Annotated in this window: 15 protein-coding genes and 1 pseudogene; 8 read left to right on the forward strand and 8 right to left on the reverse strand. The window is 57.7% G+C overall.

Annotated elements, in window-relative coordinates; genetic code table 11:
• The first annotated feature begins 430 nt into the window (after positions 1-430).
• Positions 431-619 carry a DUF2892 domain-containing protein gene (locus NY406_RS02115; protein ID WP_260535085.1) on the forward strand — a complete coding sequence of 63 codons (189 nt, stop codon included), beginning with the start codon at positions 431-433 and terminating at the stop codon, positions 617-619.
• Positions 620-919: 300 nt separating this feature from the next.
• Here NY406_RS02115 and ppdK read toward each other — a convergent pair whose 3' ends face one another.
• A complete protein-coding gene (ppdK, locus tag NY406_RS02120; RefSeq protein WP_260535087.1) occupies positions 920-3,667 on the reverse strand; it encodes a pyruvate, phosphate dikinase in 2,748 nt (915 codons plus the stop codon).
• A 152-nt stretch (positions 3,668-3,819) separates the two neighbouring features.
• Here ppdK and NY406_RS02125 point away from each other — a divergent pair.
• A pseudogene (locus NY406_RS02125) lies at positions 3,820-4,688 on the forward strand (ABC transporter permease).
• 6 nt (positions 4,689-4,694) lie between these two features.
• Here NY406_RS02125 and elbB read toward each other — a convergent pair.
• Positions 4,695-5,351 (reverse strand): isoprenoid biosynthesis glyoxalase ElbB, encoded by a 657-nt coding sequence (gene elbB, locus NY406_RS02130; RefSeq protein WP_260535088.1) that lies wholly within the window; start codon positions 5,349-5,351, stop codon positions 4,695-4,697.
• Between the two features lie 126 nt (positions 5,352-5,477).
• Between elbB and NY406_RS02135 the strand changes: the two genes are divergently transcribed.
• A complete protein-coding gene (locus NY406_RS02135; RefSeq protein ID WP_260535089.1) occupies positions 5,478-6,050 on the forward strand; it encodes a fibrobacter succinogenes major paralogous domain-containing protein in 573 nt (190 codons plus the stop codon).
• A 35-nt stretch (positions 6,051-6,085) separates the two neighbouring features.
• Here the strand turns inward: NY406_RS02135 and NY406_RS02140 are convergent, their stop codons facing one another.
• A complete protein-coding gene (locus tag NY406_RS02140) occupies positions 6,086-6,598 on the reverse strand; it encodes a methyltransferase family protein (RefSeq protein ID WP_260535090.1) in 513 nt (170 codons plus the stop codon).
• Between the two features lie 108 nt (positions 6,599-6,706).
• Here NY406_RS02140 and NY406_RS02145 point away from each other — a divergent pair, with 108 nt between their 5' ends.
• The gene (locus tag NY406_RS02145; RefSeq protein ID WP_260535091.1) at positions 6,707-7,252 is read left to right on the forward strand and encodes a hydrolase; all 546 of its coding nucleotides are present in this window, start codon (positions 6,707-6,709) and stop codon (positions 7,250-7,252) included.
• Between the two features lie 141 nt (positions 7,253-7,393).
• Here the strand turns inward: NY406_RS02145 and lpxK are convergent, their stop codons facing one another.
• Positions 7,394-8,440, reverse strand: a complete 1,047-nt coding sequence (gene lpxK / locus NY406_RS02150) for a tetraacyldisaccharide 4'-kinase (RefSeq protein ID WP_260535092.1) — start codon at positions 8,438-8,440, stop codon at positions 7,394-7,396.
• Positions 8,433-9,056, reverse strand: coding sequence for a DUF374 domain-containing protein (locus NY406_RS02155; RefSeq protein WP_260535093.1), 624 nt, complete (start codon positions 9,054-9,056; stop codon positions 8,433-8,435). The genes lpxK and NY406_RS02155 overlap by 8 nt, the downstream gene beginning before the upstream one ends.
• A 181-nt stretch (positions 9,057-9,237) precedes the next feature.
• On the opposite strand from NY406_RS02155, the gene purD reads away from it, so the two are divergent.
• The 4 genes from purD to trpC all read left to right on the forward strand — a co-directional run bounded on the left by purD (position 9,238) and on the right by trpC (position 13,375).
• Positions 9,238-10,515, forward strand: coding sequence for a phosphoribosylamine--glycine ligase (purD, locus tag NY406_RS02160; RefSeq protein WP_260535094.1), 1,278 nt, complete (start codon positions 9,238-9,240; stop codon positions 10,513-10,515).
• Positions 10,516-10,547: 32 nt separating this feature from the next.
• A complete protein-coding gene (locus tag NY406_RS02165) occupies positions 10,548-10,979 on the forward strand; it encodes a M67 family metallopeptidase (protein ID WP_260535095.1) in 432 nt (143 codons plus the stop codon).
• Positions 10,980-11,117: 138 nt separating this feature from the next.
• Positions 11,118-12,602, forward strand: coding sequence for a carbamoyl-phosphate synthase large subunit (gene carB, locus NY406_RS02170; protein WP_260535097.1), 1,485 nt, complete (start codon positions 11,118-11,120; stop codon positions 12,600-12,602).
• Entirely contained in the window at positions 12,599-13,375 is a 777-nt protein-coding gene (trpC, locus tag NY406_RS02175) for an indole-3-glycerol phosphate synthase TrpC (RefSeq protein ID WP_260535099.1), read from the forward strand. The genes carB and trpC overlap by 4 nt, the downstream gene beginning before the upstream one ends.
• Before the next feature lie 84 nt (positions 13,376-13,459).
• Here trpC and rpe read toward each other — a convergent pair whose 3' ends face one another.
• The 3 genes from rpe to NY406_RS02190 all read right to left on the reverse strand — a co-directional run bounded on the left by rpe (position 13,460) and on the right by NY406_RS02190 (position 16,640).
• On the reverse strand, positions 13,460-14,122 hold the full coding sequence (gene rpe / locus NY406_RS02180) for a ribulose-phosphate 3-epimerase (protein WP_260535101.1): 663 nt from the start codon (positions 14,120-14,122) through the stop codon (positions 13,460-13,462).
• Positions 14,123-14,155: 33 nt separating this feature from the next.
• Complete coding sequence (locus NY406_RS02185; RefSeq protein WP_260535103.1) at positions 14,156-16,267, reverse strand: sorting and assembly machinery component 50; 2,112 nt, start codon at positions 16,265-16,267, stop codon at positions 14,156-14,158.
• 145 nt (positions 16,268-16,412) lie between these two features.
• A complete protein-coding gene (locus NY406_RS02190; protein ID WP_069808813.1) occupies positions 16,413-16,640 on the reverse strand; it encodes a DUF2795 domain-containing protein in 228 nt (75 codons plus the stop codon).
• Between the last annotated feature and the right edge of the window lie 14 nt (positions 16,641-16,654).

The following is a 16,654-nucleotide window of genomic DNA, read 5'->3' on the forward strand; positions in this document are numbered from 1 at the left end:
CATTGAACTGATCGTCTCTTCGAAAACGGAGATTGATGCCCAGTCATGAACCCCGTGAGGCGTTGGGCCATTAGACCCTTTGTTTCTCAATGTGCGCCTTTTTGGATCGGGCTGAAGCTGAATCCCGGGTGATAGAGAATTGAAATCAAGTTTTGGCTTTTCAGAAAAAGCGCGATGTTTCGTGCCATAATGAGTGGCTATATTCCGGTGACTCTCTCTCTCTCTCTCTCTCTGATGAACCAAGGCGTGGGCAGCAGGGCGCTGGCGTTGACCGATCTTTTTGTATATTTTATAAACTGTCTGTAATGAAAGCAGTTACCTGCGGACATGCTGAATAGTTATCTCCTTTGATTTGACGAGGTGCTAGCGGGTTTTTCAGTGTGTTCTGCCGAAATCTACAATACCGATCATTAACCTTTCCGGAGCAACCATGAAGAAAAATATGGGGCAAAAAGATCGTGCCGTTCGTGCTATCCTGGGCGTGGCCATGCTCGTTTATGGTGTCGTTTTTCAGAACCTTGTCGGAATCGTCGGACTGATTCCCCTGGCGACGGCAATCATCGGCTATTGCCCACTTTATGAAGTGCTCGGGGTTACCTCCAACAAGTACGCCGATTGATGCGCTTCATCTTGCGCCGGTAGCTGCTGCTGGTGCAGAGCATCTGTGCGAACTGGTACTGCATGGATTCCAGAACCTGCTTCCCCCTGAAGGTAAAGATGCGTTTGCTTTCTTCTTCAGGGGGATGACGCGCTAAACCATTCCGCTATCTTTTTTCAAGCTAATCTTTTCTTTGCTTTACGACGACGGCGGTCGCTGTTGAAATCGCTTTTTTGCGATGTGCTGACTCACTGGAGAAGTCGTCAATAAAAAAGGCGGCTCGTCGGAAGCCGCCTTTTTCTTGTCCTTGCTGTTCTTCGATCAGAGCAGTGCCGCGCGGGCTGCCGCCAGGCGGGCAATCGGTACGCGGAACGGGCTGCATGAGACGTAGTTCAGGCCGGTTTTGTGGCAGAACTCGACCGTGGCCGGGTCGCCGCCGTGCTCGCCGCAGATGCCGAGCTTGAGGTCTGGCTTGACCGAGCGGCCCTCTTTGGCCGAGATGCTGAGCAGTCGTCCGACGCCGTCGATGTCGATGCTCTCGAACGGGTTGCGGGCGAAGATCTCCTGCTGCTGGTAGATCGGCAGGAACTGGCCGGAGTCGTCGCGGCTCATGCCAAGGCCCATCTGGGTCAGGTCGTTGGTGCCGTAGCTGAAAAAGTCGGCGGCCTGTGCGATCTGATCCGAAGTGATCGCCGCACGAGGCACTTCGATCATGGTACCGACCAGGTACTTCACGCCAACGCCCTGTTCTGCGATGACGCTGCGGGCGGTTTTGTGAATCACTTCGCTGGTGATTTCAAGCTCTTTTACGGTGCTGACCAGCGGAACCATGATCTCCGGTACGATCTCTTGGCTTTCCTGCTTGATGCGGCAGGCGGCCTCGATGATGGCGCGCACCTGCATGACGATGATCTCCGGATGGAGAATGCCGAGGCGGCAGCCGCGTAGACCGAGCATCGGGTTGAACTCGTGCAGGCTCTCGATGCGGGCCTTGATCTCGGTGCTCGACTTGCCAATCTTGGTGGCGAGGTCGTCGATCTCGGCGTCGGTGTGCGGCAGGAACTCGTGGAGCGGCGGATCGAGCAGGCGGACGGTCACCGGGCGTGCGCCCATCGCCTTGAAGAGGCCGTAGAAGTCGTCGCGCTGGTAGGGAAGCAGCTTGTCGAGCGCGACTTTGCGCCCGGCGATGTCGTCGGCGAGAATCATCTCGCGCATGGCGTCGATGCGGTTGCCGCCGAAGAACATGTGCTCGGTACGGCAGAGACCGATGCCCTCCGCGCCGAAGGTAACGGCGATCTCGGCCTGGTCGGGCTGGTCAGCGTTGGTACGGATGTTGAGCTTGCGGTACTTGTCGGCCCACTTCATGAGCTGGTCGTAAATCTGGAAGGTCGGCGCGTCCTCGGGAGCGAGCGTCTTGTCGATCAGCACTTCGAGAATTTCGGAGTTCTTGGTCTTGACTTCGCCTGCGATCACTTCGCCGGTGCTGCCGTCGATGGAGAGATAGTCGCCCTCTTTCAGGACGATGTCGCTGCCATTGACGCGCATTTCGCCAGCCTTGTAGTCGATGCGAAGCGCGCCGCAACCGGCCACGCACACCTTGCCCATCTGGCGGGCGACGAGAGCCGCGTGTGAGGTCATGCCGCCGCGCTCGGTGAGGATGCCTTCAGCGGCGTCCATGCCTTTGATATCTTCCGGCGAGGTCTCGATCCTGACGAGGATCACCTTTTCACCGCGTGCGGTGGCTTCGATGGCGTCGTCGGCGTTGAAGTAGATTCGACCGCAGGCAGCGCCGGGGCCGGCATTGAGACCGGTGGTGAGCAGGCGTCCGCTGTCGATGGCGGCTTTCTTTTCCTTGAGGTCGAAAACCGGGCGGAGAAGCTGGTTGAGCTGCTCGGGTTCGATACGGCGCAGCACCTCTTTCTCGTCGATCAGACCCTCGTTGTACATGTCAACAGCGATCTTGATGGCAGCAAAACCGGTGCGCTTGCCGACGCGGCACTGCAACATGAAGAGCTTGTCGTTCTCGATGGTGAACTCGATATCCATCATGTCGCGGTAGTGCTTTTCGAGGATTGAACGAATCTCCTCGAGCTGGTTGTAAATGGCGGGCTTTTCCTGCGCGAGCTGCTCGATTTTCAGCGGCGTGCGGGTTCCGGCCACCACATCCTCACCCTGGGCGTTCATGAGGAACTCGCCGTAGAAGATGTTGTCGCCAGTCGCTGCGTCGCGGGTGAAGGCTACGCCGGTGCCGCAATCTTCGCCCATGTTGCCGAAGACCATCGCCTGCACGTTGCAGGCGGTGCCCCACCAGCCGGGGATGTGGTTCAGCTTGCGATAGACGATGGCGCGCTCGTTGTTCCAGCTGTTGAACACCGCGCCGATAGCGCCACGAAGCTGCTCTTCAGGATTTTCGGGGAAGGTTTTGCCGGTCTTTTCGAGGATCGCTTTTTTGTAGCGGGCCACGAGGTCTTTGAGGTCATCGACACCAAGCTCCGTATCGAGGTGAATGCCAAGCTCGTGCTTTTTCTGTTCGAGAATCTCTTCGAAAGGATCGATCTGCTTTTTGTCAGCCGGTTTGAGGTCAAGCACAACGTCGCCGTACATCGATACGAAGCGACGGTAGCAGTCCCAGGCGAATCGGGGATTGCCCGATTTGCGGGCCAGGCCCTCGACGGTCATATCGTTGAGGCCGAGGTTGAGGATCGTGTCCATCATGCCAGGCATCGAGGCGCGAGCGCCGGAGCGAACAGAGACGAGCAGCGGGTTTTTGGGGGCGCCGAATTTTTTGCCGAGGTAATCTTCAACTTTCTTGAGAGCGGCTGGAATGTCGGTTTCGAAGAGGTTCGCGGGGTAGGTTTTCTGATGATCGTAGTAGTAAGTGCAGACCTCTGTCGAAAGGGTGAATCCTGGAGGGACGGGCAAGCCGATGTTGGCCATTTCCGCCAGGTTGGCGCCTTTGCCCCCGAGCAGGTTTTTCATGGAGGCATCCCCTTCCGCTGAGCCGCCAGCAAAACTGTAGATGTACTTCTTGGCTACGGCGGATTCTTCGTTAGCGTTAGAATTCGGCATGTTAGACTTGTGATTGGTTGACCTGACAAAATCTCCCTAAAAAGCTGACCGATGCTGCAAAAAAGCGAGCAAATATCTACTTTTTCGAGATCGTAAATTTAACAGAAAAACCATTCTGAAAAAACCGGAAAAGCGTTCAACTCATCAGTTTTATGGAAAGTGTAGCAGCCATTTTTATCCTTCAGGTGCTGAGGATTTCGCTGCCCTACCTGTTCGCTTCGGTCGGGGCGGTTTTTTCGGAACGGGGGGCGTGATCAATCTCGCCCTCGAAGGGCTGATTCTCGCGGGCGCGTTCGGCGCGATGCTCGGCCAGCACCTGACCGGCTCGGTCTGGGCGGGCGTGGCGCTCTCGCTTGCGCTCGGCCTCATGATTGCGCTTCTGCACGCTTTCGTGACCGTGACGCTCCGCGCCGACCAGATCGTCAGCGGCATCGCCATCAACATTCTCGTCATGGGCGCAACCCGCTTCGCGCTCGGCCTCATTTTCGGCAGCGCGATGAACTCGGCGCGGATTGCCGGAATGGAGGTCTCGACGCCGCTTTTCGATCCGCTCCTTCTCATCGCCGTGCTCACAGTCGCGGTCAGCCACTTCGCGCTCTTCCGAACGCCCTACGGCCTGCGGCTTCGCGCGGCGGGCGAGAGCGCCGCGGCGGTCGAGACGGCGGGCCTCAGCGTGCGCCGCCTGCGCTACTCCGGCGTGCTGATCTCTGGTGCACTGGCCGCACTGGGCGGCGCGTTCCTTGTTTTTCAGCAGCACAGCTTTACGGATAACATGTCCGCCGGGCGTGGATACATCGCGCTGGCCGCGATGATCATCGGCAAGTGGTCGCCCGTCGGCGCGGCGCTTGCCAGCCTGCTTTTTGCCGTGACCGAAGCGATGTCGATCTGGTTTCCGTCGGGTTGGCTTCCCTCGCAGCTCGTGCAGTCACTGCCATATTTCATTACCCTGCTGGTGCTTGCCGGTTTCGTCGGCAAATCCGCGCCTCCGAAAGAGGTCGGTGTTCCCTACGAGCCGGAGTGAACGGCGTCACGCCAGTTCGAGCACTTTGGCTACCAGTTTGTCGATGCCTTTGGCGATGTCGCTGATGCCGGGGCCGAGCATGTAGGCCGGGGTGGTGACGATCTTCGAGCCGGGGCTGACGACGATCTCCTCAACCGGAGCTGCGACATGTTTCGCGCCCATCGCCGCGATGTCCGCCGCTGTCTGCGGGTCGCTGCCGATGGTCACTTCAATGCCTTCCGGGCCAAACAGCTTTGCCGCAATGACCGGCGCGATGCAGAGGAATCCGACCGGTTTTCCGCTTTTACGGAACCGCATGACCGCGTCGGCGACCTCGGGAAGCACTTCGCACTTCGCTCCGGCGACGGCGTAATCGCTCAGATTCTTGGCCGCGCCGTAGCCGCCTGGAATGATGAGGCCATCGAGGATCATGGTGTCGATGTCACGCAGATTCCGGATGGAACCGCGAGCGATACGGGCCGATTCGACCAGCACGTTCCGGGTTTCGTTTTCCGAAACCTCGCCCGTAAGATGATTGACGACATGGCGTTGCGGAATGTCGGGCGCGAAGCAGACCGCTTCGGCCTGGGCTTTGTCGAGCGACAAAAGCGTGAGCACCGCCTCGTGGATTTCCGATCCGTCATAGACGCCGCATCCCGAAAGTATGACTCCGATCTTTTTCATGCTGTTCCGGATTTATGTTTGGGAGGATGAGCTTTTCATGGTATGGTATAAAAAAGGCGACGCTTTTGGAATAGGCGCTTTTTGAACATTTGTGGCCGAGACTTGATGAACAAAAACTTTTTCGCGGTGCTCCAACGTAGAAATCCGTTTTTGCTGGTCGTCGTTCTGTTGCTGCTGGTGACCGGCTGCGCAAAGCGGGACAAGAGCATACGGAGCATCATCATCGGCGAGCAGGTCTGGATGGCTGAAAACCTCGTCACCGACCGCTACCGCAACGGTGATCCGATTCGTCACGCGAAGAGCGTTGAGGAGTGGAACGACGCGATCTCGAAGCAGGAAGGGGCGTGGTGCGACTACGGCAACGAACCGAATGGCGGACGTCTCTATAACTGGTTCGTCGTCGCCGACCCGCGCGGCCTCGCTCCGGCAGGCTGGCGCGTGCCGTCCGACGACGATTGGTGCAAACTTGAAGCGGCGACGGATGGGCGGGGTTTCGAGACCACTTTCACCGGAAGCCGCAACTGCTTCGGCATCTTCTTCGGCAAAGGCAGCAGCGCCTTCTTCTGGACGGCCACGCCCTCCAGCGAGTTCGACGCCTGGAACCGCGAAATCAGCGAAGGCAGCCGAAAGCTTCAGCGGGTCAGCGTCGCGCGAGGTTTGGGGCTGTCGGTGCGGTGCGTGAAAGAGCGTGAAAAATGATTCGACCGATCCCGACCGATCTGGGGAAAATAGCCCTACTTTTTCAACCGCCCCAAGCCTGGGGCGAACTTGCCAACTTTTGCGGCGTAGTCGCGGTACTCGGGGTGGCGCTCGGTGAGCCAGGCTTCCTCTTTCGAGGCTTTGTAGTTGAAAAATGCGAGACCCAGCGCTGTCACAAGCAGGTGCGAGAGGCTCAGTGAAAACACCGCCCATCCGGCGGCGGCGAAGAGCTGGGCGCTGTAGAGCGGGTGGCGCACCCAGGCGTACACGCCGGTATCGACCAGTTTGCTGTGATCGACCGGGTACGGAAGCGGGGTGAGGTAACGGTGAATGGTGAGCGAGCCGCCGATACCCAGAATCGCACCGACAATTATTCCGATGGCGAGAACGCACCAGCGCAAAAGCGTGAGTCGCTGGTAAAGATCGCCGTTTCGGAGATCAGGCCAAGCGGGGATGAATATGTAGAGCGCCGCAAGCACTATCTGGATGACAACCAGATATTCGCCCCGCGCGCCAAAGCGCTTTGATGTATCGAGTGGTCTTTCCATGCAGTTGTCCTTATTGACAATCGGTCAAATTGCTCTATCTTCAGAATCTTCAAAATTGTAGGAAATTTTCTCTCAGACCAAAGTTAACCTTTTATGACACCGAGCCCTATGATTACCCCGAAAGAAGCTCTTCTGCTCGTCATCGATATTCAGGAAAAACTCGCGCCCGCTGTTTTTCAGTCAGATCGCGTCATAAAAAACACAAGCAAGCTGATCCGGGCGTGCAAGCTTCTCGGGGTGCCGGTCGTTCATACCGAGCAGTATCCGAAAGGACTTGGCCAGACGGTCGATGCTCTCGGCTCGCTGATCGGAGAGGAAACGCCGTTCGAGAAACTTTCGTTCAGTTGCTGCGGCAATGACGACTTCATGAAGCGCCTGCGTACGCTTGACCGCAACGACATTCTTGTGGCCGGCATGGAGACCCATGTGTGCGTTTACCAGACCTGCGTCGAGCTGCTCGAATTCGGCTACAACGTCCACCTGGTCACCGATGGCGTTTCGTCGCGAAACGAGGAGAATCGCGCACTCGGCATTCGCTGCATCGAACGCGCCGGAGCCATGCTCACCAGCACCGAGATGGCCATTTTCGAACTCCTCCGCGTCGCCGAAGGGGAGACGTTCAAGGCGATTTCAAAGATCGTCAAGGAGGATTGACCGATTCCTTTTTTCCGTCGAGATCGAAATCAACTATCGTACATGCGTGAATTGTAGGGGCAGACCTGTGTGTCTGCCCTTTTGTTGATTTCATCAGGGAAGAGCGAACACGCAGGTTCGCCCCTACGGAAGATTTTCGATTTATCGCTTTACTACCCCCATGAGCCGTCTCTCTAGCTCCGCAGTGCTGTCGATAAATTCTTGTTCGATAGGGAGATAGCAGCATCCAGCCTCCGCGAGCAATTCGGCAAGCTCCGGCTCATCCTCGATGCGGAACCAGTCTTTCTCCGTTGTGACCGGTACGAGGCTTTGCCGCTTCGCTTCGCCGATAATCGAGCGGATTGCCGTTTCCGTATAAGGTTTGTGGTCTCGGAAAAACTTTGTTGCCGTGACCTTCACTCCCGCTGCTTCGAGGCTGTGCAGAAATCCTGCCGGAGCGCCGATTCCGGCGAAGGCGAGCGCTTTCTTCCCGTGCTCGATTGCGCCGCTTTGCGTTCCATCCACCTTTATTAACGGTCCCGGTTTGATGCGCGAGCGGAGTACCGGTTTGCCGAATTGTTTGAGCCGGGCGAGCAGCTTGTTCGCCTGGGTTTCGTCGGTGATTTTGCCAAGGATGACGAGGTCGGCGCGGTCGAGGCCTCGCAGCGGTTCGCGGAGGCGTCCGGCGGGGAGCATCGCGTCCAGCTCCTGCGGGGCGCTGGCGTTGACCACCACGATGTCGAGGTCTCGCGCGATTTTGCGGTGCTGGAAGGCGTCGTCGAGCACGATCACGCCGGGCAGGCGTCCGGCGAACTGGCGCATCAAAAATTGCACCCCTTCGGCGCGATTTTCCGCGACGACGACGATCGCGCCGGGATTTCGCGCGGCGAGCATCGCGGTTTCGTCGCCTGCGTCGCGGCTGCCGAGCAGGATGTGGCGTCCGTCAGAGACGAGCTGCACCCCCTTTGTTCGGCGTCCGTAACCTCGCGAGACGATGGCCGTCGCGATTCCCGAAGCCGCATAAAACTTGACGATCCAGTCCACGAGCGGCGTCTTGCCCGTGCCGCCGGTGGTGATGTTGCCGACCGAAACCACCGGAATCGGCGAGCGCCAGCTTTTAAAAATGCCCCGGTCGTAGAGCCGGTTGCGCAGGCTCATCACCATGCCGTAGAGGGCGGCGGCGGGGCGCAGGAGGGTTGCACTACTCATCGTCGAATCCGGCGGAAAGCTTGTCGGCCCAGGCGCGGAACGCCTCTTCGGTCGGGAACTCCGGCGTCTGCACGACGCGAAGCGTGACCCTGACGCGGCTGAAGGGCAGTGGGATTTCAAATTTGTCCCAGCCTTTGAGGCTTCGCGCGTTGCCGTAACGAATCTCCGCGAACACCAGCGGTGTGTGGTGTTGCGCAGCGAGCCGGAGCGTGCCGTATTTGAAGCGGTGATGTGGCCCGCGCGGGCCATCGGGTGTGACGGCTACCACGCCGCTTTTGCTCAGGGCTACGCCGATGTTGCGGCGCACCACCTCCTTGCCCCGCGAACTCGATCCGCGAATCAACTGGAAGTCGAGCCGGTCGAGCGCGTCCGAAAGAATCTGCCCGTCGCCGGAGAGGCTGACGACGGCGGAAATCTCGCGGTCGGGAAAGAGCCGCTGCGCCAGCAGCCATCCGGCGATCATCTTGCCGTGCCAGAAGGCGAACATCACGCCGCGCGGGTCATCCGGCAACTTCTCTCCGTCGATCTCGATCTTCAGCGTCGTGAAGAGCAGTTTGAGAACGTGAGGGAGCAGGCGGGTGGCGCTCTTCAGGAGGATGTCTTTCACGAAAGCCATGCAGTGGGTCAAGGGTGTATCGGGAAATGGAGGCGAGGTGTTCGGCGCGGATTTTTTTATTGTTTTTTTGATCGTTGATGCATTATATAATGCAGTTTAACGGCCCCGCTCAGCCGGATGCAATTTAACAATCCACGCCGACAAACCACAGTGTGATTTGCGGCTATCGTTTTACGCAAACATGAAGGTTCTGATTATCGGAAGCGGCGCCAGGGAACATGCCATGGCCTGGGCCGTCGCGCGCAGCAGCAAGGTTTCAACTGTTTTCGTGGCTCCCGGCAACGGCGGCACGGCCACGATGGGCGGCAAGGTGCGCAATGTGCCGACGAAGGCGGCCGATATCGATGCCCTGCTCGATCTCGTTGCGACAGAGTCGATTGGCCTGACGGTGGTTGGTCCGGAGCAGCCGCTCGAAGCGGGTATCGTCAACCGGTTCCGCGAGGCAGGACTGAAGGTGGTTGGCCCGACCGCCGAGGCGGCGCGTCTCGAAACGAGCAAGGTGTTCGCCAAGGAGTTCATGAAGCGCCACGGCATTCCGACCGCCGCATACGAAGTGTTCCGCGACCATGCGTCCGCGAAAGCGTTCCTCGAAGCGTGCGGTTCGTTCCCGCAGGTGATCAAGGCCAGCGGCCTCTGCGCGGGCAAGGGCGTGGTGGTTGCGATGAGTCGCGAGGAGGCTCTTGAGGCGATCCACGAATTTTTCGAGTCGCGCATCTTTGGCGATGCCGCTGACGAGGTGGTGATCGAACAGTTCCTCACCGGCCAGGAGGCGAGCGTGTTCGCCCTGACCGACGGGGAAAACTACCGGCTTTTCCTCTCCGCGCAGGATCACAAGCGTATCGGCGAGGGCAACACCGGCAAGAACACCGGCGGCATGGGCGCTTACGCACCGGCTCCGCTGGTGACGCCGGAGGTGATGGCGCGGGTCGAGGAGCTGATTATCCGCCCGACGCTCGCTGGGATGAAGGCCGACGGATACGCCTATACCGGTTTTCTCTATGTCGGGCTCATGATCGACAACGGCGTACCGTCGGTGGTCGAGTACAACGCGCGGCTCGGTGATCCCGAAACGCAGGTGGTGCTGCCGATGCTGAAGAGCGACCTCTTCGACGCCCTGCTCGCGAGCGTCGAGAGCGGTCTCGAAGCCGTGCCGTTCGAGATGCAGGCGGGAGCCGCCGCGACGGTCGTCATGGCCTCAGCGGGCTATCCCGATGCATACGAAACCGGTAAGCCGATCACCATCGATCCGGCGGTGAACGATATGGATGGCGTGCTCGTTTTCCATGCCGGAACGCGTCGCGATGGCGATGCGCTCGTGACCTCCGGTGGCCGCGTGCTTTCGGTGACTGCCTGCGCCGGGTCGCTGAAAGAGGCGCTCGATCGGGCCTATGGGGCGGTGGACACCATCGAATTCGAGGGGGCGTACTGTCGCCGTGACATTGGCGCTAAGGCGCTCTGAATCATTCGGGACATTTTTGTAGTGGGCTGTACATGAAATTACCTCGTCGCAAGTTTGAGATCATCCAGGAGCACGCCATCAGGGATCTGCCCTACGAGTGCTGCGGCCTGCTCGTGGGCAGGAAGGTTGTTGATCATCGCGGAAACATCGACAACATCGTGCTCGAAGTCGCTCCGTGCCGCAACGCGCTCTATTACGGAAAGGAGAACGGCTTTGAAATCTCCTACAATGAATTCATCGACGTTGAGCGCGAGGCCAGCGGTCTTGGGCTGGTGGTGGTCGGCTCGTACCACTCGCACATCAACTCGACCGCTGTGCCATCCAGAAACGACATCGACTTCGCCAGCCCGGGTCACTCAATGCTGATCATCTCTCTCTACGGCGGCGTGCCAAGAGAGGTCACCTCCTGGCTCCGCCGTGACTCCGGCGGGTTTCATCAGGAGCAGATCAAGGTAATGGCTTAAGAGAATTATGAACGAAAGAGTGAACTCATGTTTGCCCACTTCGTCCATCAAGTCCACGTCGCTCTCTGAAAGAAGAGTTGAAAATTTTGTACATTGCGCAACTGACAGTTTATCTCAAGATTTAAAAGCGGAAGAGTAGTGCCAAAACGCGAGGACATCAAGTCTATTCTGGTGATTGGAGCTGGACCGATTGTTATCGGGCAGGCGTGTGAGTTTGATTATTCGGGCACCCAGGCGTGCCGGGCGCTCAAGGAGGATGGTTACCGGGTCATTCTTGTCAACAGCAATCCTGCGACGATTATGACCGATATCGAGCTGGCCGACGCCACCTACATCGAGCCGATCACACCCTACTATGTCACCAAGATCATCGAAAAGGAGAAGCCGGATGCGCTGCTTCCGACCATGGGTGGTCAGACCGCGCTGAACACGGCGGTGAAGCTCGCCGAATCGGGCGTGCTCGAACGCCACGGCGTCGAGCTGATCGGCGCGAAGTTCCGCGCCATCCGCAAGGCTGAGAACCGCGAGTTCTTCAGCGATGCGATGAAAAAGCTCGGCCTCGAAATGGCCAAGGGCTTTTTCGTGCGCAACGAAAAGGAGGCCAAAGAGGCGCTCGAAGAGATCGGTCTGCCGATTGTCATCCGTCCTTCGTTTACCCTCGGCGGCACGGGTGGCGGTTTCGCTGAAACCAAGGCCGACTACTACGACGTGGTGCGGCGCGGCCTGGCCGAGAGCCCGATTGGCGAGGTGCTGGTCGAAGAGAGCCTGATCGGCTGGAAGGAGTATGAGCTTGAGGTGATCCGCGATCTGGCCGACAACGTCATCATCGTCTGCTCCATCGAGAACGTCGATCCGATGGGCGTGCACACAGGCGACAGTATCACGGTCGCCCCGGCCCAGACCCTCACCGACCGTCAGTACCAGGAGCTGCGCGACGCATCGATCAAGATCATCCGCGAAATCGGCGTCGAGACCGGTGGCAGCAATATCCAGTTCGCGATTAATCCGAAGAATGGCCGCATCGTGGTCATCGAGATGAATCCTCGTGTGTCGAGAAGCTCCGCGCTTGCCTCGAAGGCGACCGGTTTCCCGATTGCCAAGGTAGCCGCCAAGCTTGCGGTAGGCTACACGCTCGACGAGATTACCAACGACATCACCAAGACGACGCCCGCAAGCTTCGAGCCTTCGATTGACTACACCGTGGTGAAGGTGCCTCGCTGGGATTTCGAGAAGTTCAAGAATGTTGATGCGCGTCTCGGCGTGCAGATGAAGTCGGTCGGTGAGGTGATGGCCTTTGGACGCAACTTCCGCGAGGCGCTCCAGAAGTCACTCCGCGGTCTCGAAATCGGTCGGGCCGGACTTGGCTGCGACGGCAAGGACATCATGAATGTCATCGACATGACCCAGCAGCAGCGCAAGTTCGCCAAAGAGGATCTGCTTGAAAAGATCAAGATTCCCAAGGCTGACCGGATGTTTTATCTCCGCTATGCCTTCCAGGCTGGTGCGACCGTCGAAGAGGTGCAGCAGTCCACCGGCATCGATCCGTGGTTCCTCGACAACATTCGCCAGATCGTTGAGTTCGAGGACGAGCTTCGTCAGATGGCAGCTGAAAGCGAGGCATGACCTATCTTACCCGGATTCTCGAAACCAAGGCCGGAGAGGTCGCCGAACTGAAAAAAGAGGAGCCGGAGCGCCGCTATCGTGAGGCGTGCCGCGATCTTCCGGCTACGCGCGATTTTCGCTCTGCCATCGCGAGCCGTGATGGTGGTATCAACCTGATTGCAGAGGTCAAGAAAGCGTCGCCATCGCGCGGTGTGCTGGTTGAGGATTTCCGACCGCTCGACATTGCCGCGCGCTACGCGGAAATCGGCGCGTCGGCCTTCTCCGTGCTGACTGACCGCCCCTACTTCCAGGGATCGCCTGACTACCTGAAGGCCATCACGCAAAAGTTTTCCATTCCTGTGCTCCGCAAGGAGTTCATCATCGACGAGAGCCAGATTTACGAAACCCGCCTCATGGGTGCGGACGCGGCGCTTCTCATCGCGGCGGCGCTCGAACCGTCGCAACTCCGTGACTACCTCCAGCTTTTTGCTGAGCTTGGCCTGGATGCGCTGGTCGAAGTGCACGACCGCCGCGAACTCGACATCGCCATTGAGCAGGGTTCCTCGATTGTCGGCGTCAACAACCGCGATCTGCGCGATTTCACCGTCGATCTCATGACTTCGGTCAACCTGAAGCGGGACTATCCGGAAGGCGTGCTTTCTGTCGCCGAAAGCGGCCTGAAACGCCGTGCGGACATAGAGCTGATGCAAGGAGCTGGTTTTGACGCCGTTCTTATCGGCGAAGGCCTGCTGGTAAGCGAGGAGTTAAGGCGGTTCTCGTGGGGGCAGGGGTAGTGGTGGACAGATAACTTCCAGAAATCTTCTTTTTTACATAGAAGACTTATAGGCCCTGTGAGACCTATAAGTCTTTTTCTTTTCTTACTCCAGCCCTTTCAATTTCTTCGCTGCGGCTACCGGATCGGGAGCGCGGAAGAAGGCGGTGCCTGCGATCAGCGCGTCGGCTCCAGCTTCAACCACCATTGTGCAATTCTCTTCAGTTACGCCTCCATCGACGGCGATCACCATCTCCGGATTCATCTCCATGCGCATGGCGTCGAGCTGCATGATCTTTTTGATCGCGCCGGGAATGAACTTCTGTCCGCCGAAGCCGGGGTTGACCGACATCAGGAGCACGAGATCGAGATCGGCAAGTACCGGTTCAAGCAGCGACACCGGAGTTGCGGGGTTGATCGAGACGCCAGCCTTCACTCCAAGACTTTTGATGAACTGGATCGTGCGGTGCAGGTGCGGACAGGCTTCGAGGTGCACAGTAATCTGGTCGGAACCGGCCTTGGCGAAATCTTCGATATACTTGTCGGGGTCGATGATCATCAGGTGAGTATCGATCACCATGCTGGTGCACTTTTTGATCGCCTGCACGATGAAGGGGCCGAAGGTGATGTTGGGCACGAAAACGCCGTCCATCACATCGCAGTGCATCCAGTCTGCGCCAGCCTTTTCAGCCAGTTCGACGGAGGCTTTCAGGTTCGTGAAATCTGCTGACAAAATGGATGGAGCCAGAAGCGTGGTTTTTCCGGGCATAGATTCAAAGTGTTAAGCGTGAATAAAATTCGGTTAAAACGTTTCTCCGATTCCGAAATTGAAGGTGAAGTCGGTCAGCTTCGTCTGTGAAAGCCGCCAGGGATCTGGATTTGCGGGATCGTGAAGTTTCCAGGCAAAGTCGAATCTGAACGGGCCGATCGGTGAGCCGATGCGCAGCCCCGCGCCCCAGTCCCAGGCGAAGTCCCTCGTTAGCGACTGGAGAGAGAATGCATAGGAGCCGGTTCTATCCCAGATGTTGCCCACGTCGGTGAACAGGGTAACGCCTGACTCCTGCCCGAAAACCTTGAAAAGCTGCATCCGGTATTCGAGGCCGAGTTCAGCCTTGATGTCCGCGCCGAAATTCGAAATAGCCGCGTTCGAACAGCTTCCGGGGCCAAGCGTCCCAAACACCCAGCCGCGCATACTGTTCGACCCGCCCGCGTAAAAACGGTGATCTTCCGGCGTTGTATTGGCCTTGCCGTACGGACTCATCCAGCCGAGGGCGAGTCTGGCCGCCACCTGCCGGTCAGGCGAGAGATTCCTGGTGACGGCCACTTGTGTATCGAGCTTCAGGTACTGGTTGTATGGCGTGCCGAAAATCTGGGCATCCGATTCGGTGAAGCCAGTGTACGATTTTTTGTCAACGTACTTGTCGATCAGCCACAACAGGCTACCCGAATCCTCAGCCATCACCGAGGCGTTCCATAGGGGCGAATTTTTGCTGCGTGTGGTTTTGTCCCGGCTCGACCAGCTGTAACGAAGCCTGAATGTCTGGTTCAGCCGTGTCTGGAGCAGGCTGTCGAGGCCTCTTTTTACCGCTACCGGATTGGCGGGATCAATGCCGATGTTTTCAGCCAGATCGTTTTTGAACAGTTGCTGGAAACCGCGCAAAGAGTCCTTGCGGGCAACTTCGAGCTCAAAGAAGTCGACATCGAGTTTAGAAACTCTGGTTGGCCGCGTGCTGTAGGTCGCCCGGATGATCTCCTTCTTGCTATCGAGCAGCACCGGCAGTTTCGATTGCGCGTGTTCGACGGTTCCGCTGTAGTACGAGTCCTGTTTGCCGAGCCTCGGAATTGTCAGATCCGCCTTGATATTGAATTCATAGGGGATGATTTTGTCGTACTGGTCAGAGCTGAGGCTGGAAAGTACGTTGGTGTCCGACGATGTCTGTGTGCCGTAGTTGGTTGAGAGTTTGAGCCGCTGGCCAGCGCCGAACAGGTTTCTGTTCTCATAGGAAAGCGCTCCGCCGACAAAGAGGGAGCCATAGCGATTGTCAACCAGGAGCTTCGGTTCAATCTGGTGCTTGGGGCTTGGATCGAGATCGATGGTTATGGGGATGGCTCCGGAGCTTGTGGAATCCTTTTGCATCGAGATGGATGAGAAAAGATTGGTCGATCCGAAATTTTCAAGCGTCCTCTGTTCGAGTGACTGACGGGTCAGTGCCCCCTGCTTCCAGGCAATGGCCGACGAAAATACTTTCGGCGCGAATTTCTGGTGGCCGTAAATGGTGACCGAAACGTTTTCCCTCTCGAATGTTTTCGCGGTTGCCGGATTGTCTTTTTTCAGGGGATCGTGGACGAATACCTTTACCGGTCCGTAGGCGTAGCGTCTGGGGAGGCTGATGTTGAGCCGTACTCCGGCATGAAGGCCAAGGGTATCGACTGTGATCCTGATGCTGTCGGGATGAAAAAAGGTATAACCGTGATCCCGGAAAAAATCGAGGGTTCGATCCCGTTCCTCTATCAGGTTCTCGACGGAGAAAATCTGCCCGGGCTTCAGGCGGCTCCTTCTGAGGTAACTCGATCGAATATTTGTAGATACCGAGTCCAGACCCGCGTAGCTGAGCGAATCGATAAGGGACGGCTGGTTCTCTTTGATCCGAATGACGATGCTCGCATCGCCGTTCTTGCCGCGCTTGACGGTGGATTCGACATCGGCGAAGAAGTAGCCCTTGAAGGTGTAAAGCTTGCGGATGAGGTTGATGTCTTTCTCGAAATCTTCGGCGATGAATGGGCTTCGCGCACCTGCAAAAAGTCCGGTGCCAAAGAGTGAGTTGCGCGTTGAGGTGGACATGACGTCCCTGATCTCTTCGGTCGTCAGGGCTTTGTTGCCGGTGATTTTGATGCTTTTAACCTCCGGGAACACCGCAGGTTTGCCGTTTGTGGAGGACGAGCTTTCTTCAGCCCTTAGTACTCCCGGTATGGAGAGAGCGAGGAGTAGGCAGACTATCATTCCCGCTCGAAGACGGCGGGAGATCATCCTCAAAAAAAAACATCGCGCTCCGTTCTCCTCAGTTTAGAGGTTCTTCGTCGCTGTAACCGAAATCTTCATCAGTGGGGTAGTCAGGCCAGATCTCTTCAAGTGTTTCGTACAGCTCGTCGCTGTCGGGAAGGTCTTCGAGGTTTTCGATCACCTGCTGCGGTGCGCCCGTTCTGTTGGCGTAATCGATCAGTTCATCTTTGGTGACCGGCCAGGGAGCATCGGCAATATATCGGGCAAGATCGAGATTCCAGTACATACTGACGGTAAATG

This window comes from Chlorobaculum sp. MV4-Y, from assembly GCF_025244685.1.
Lineage (GTDB): Bacteria > Bacteroidota > Chlorobiia > Chlorobiales > Chlorobiaceae > Chlorobaculum.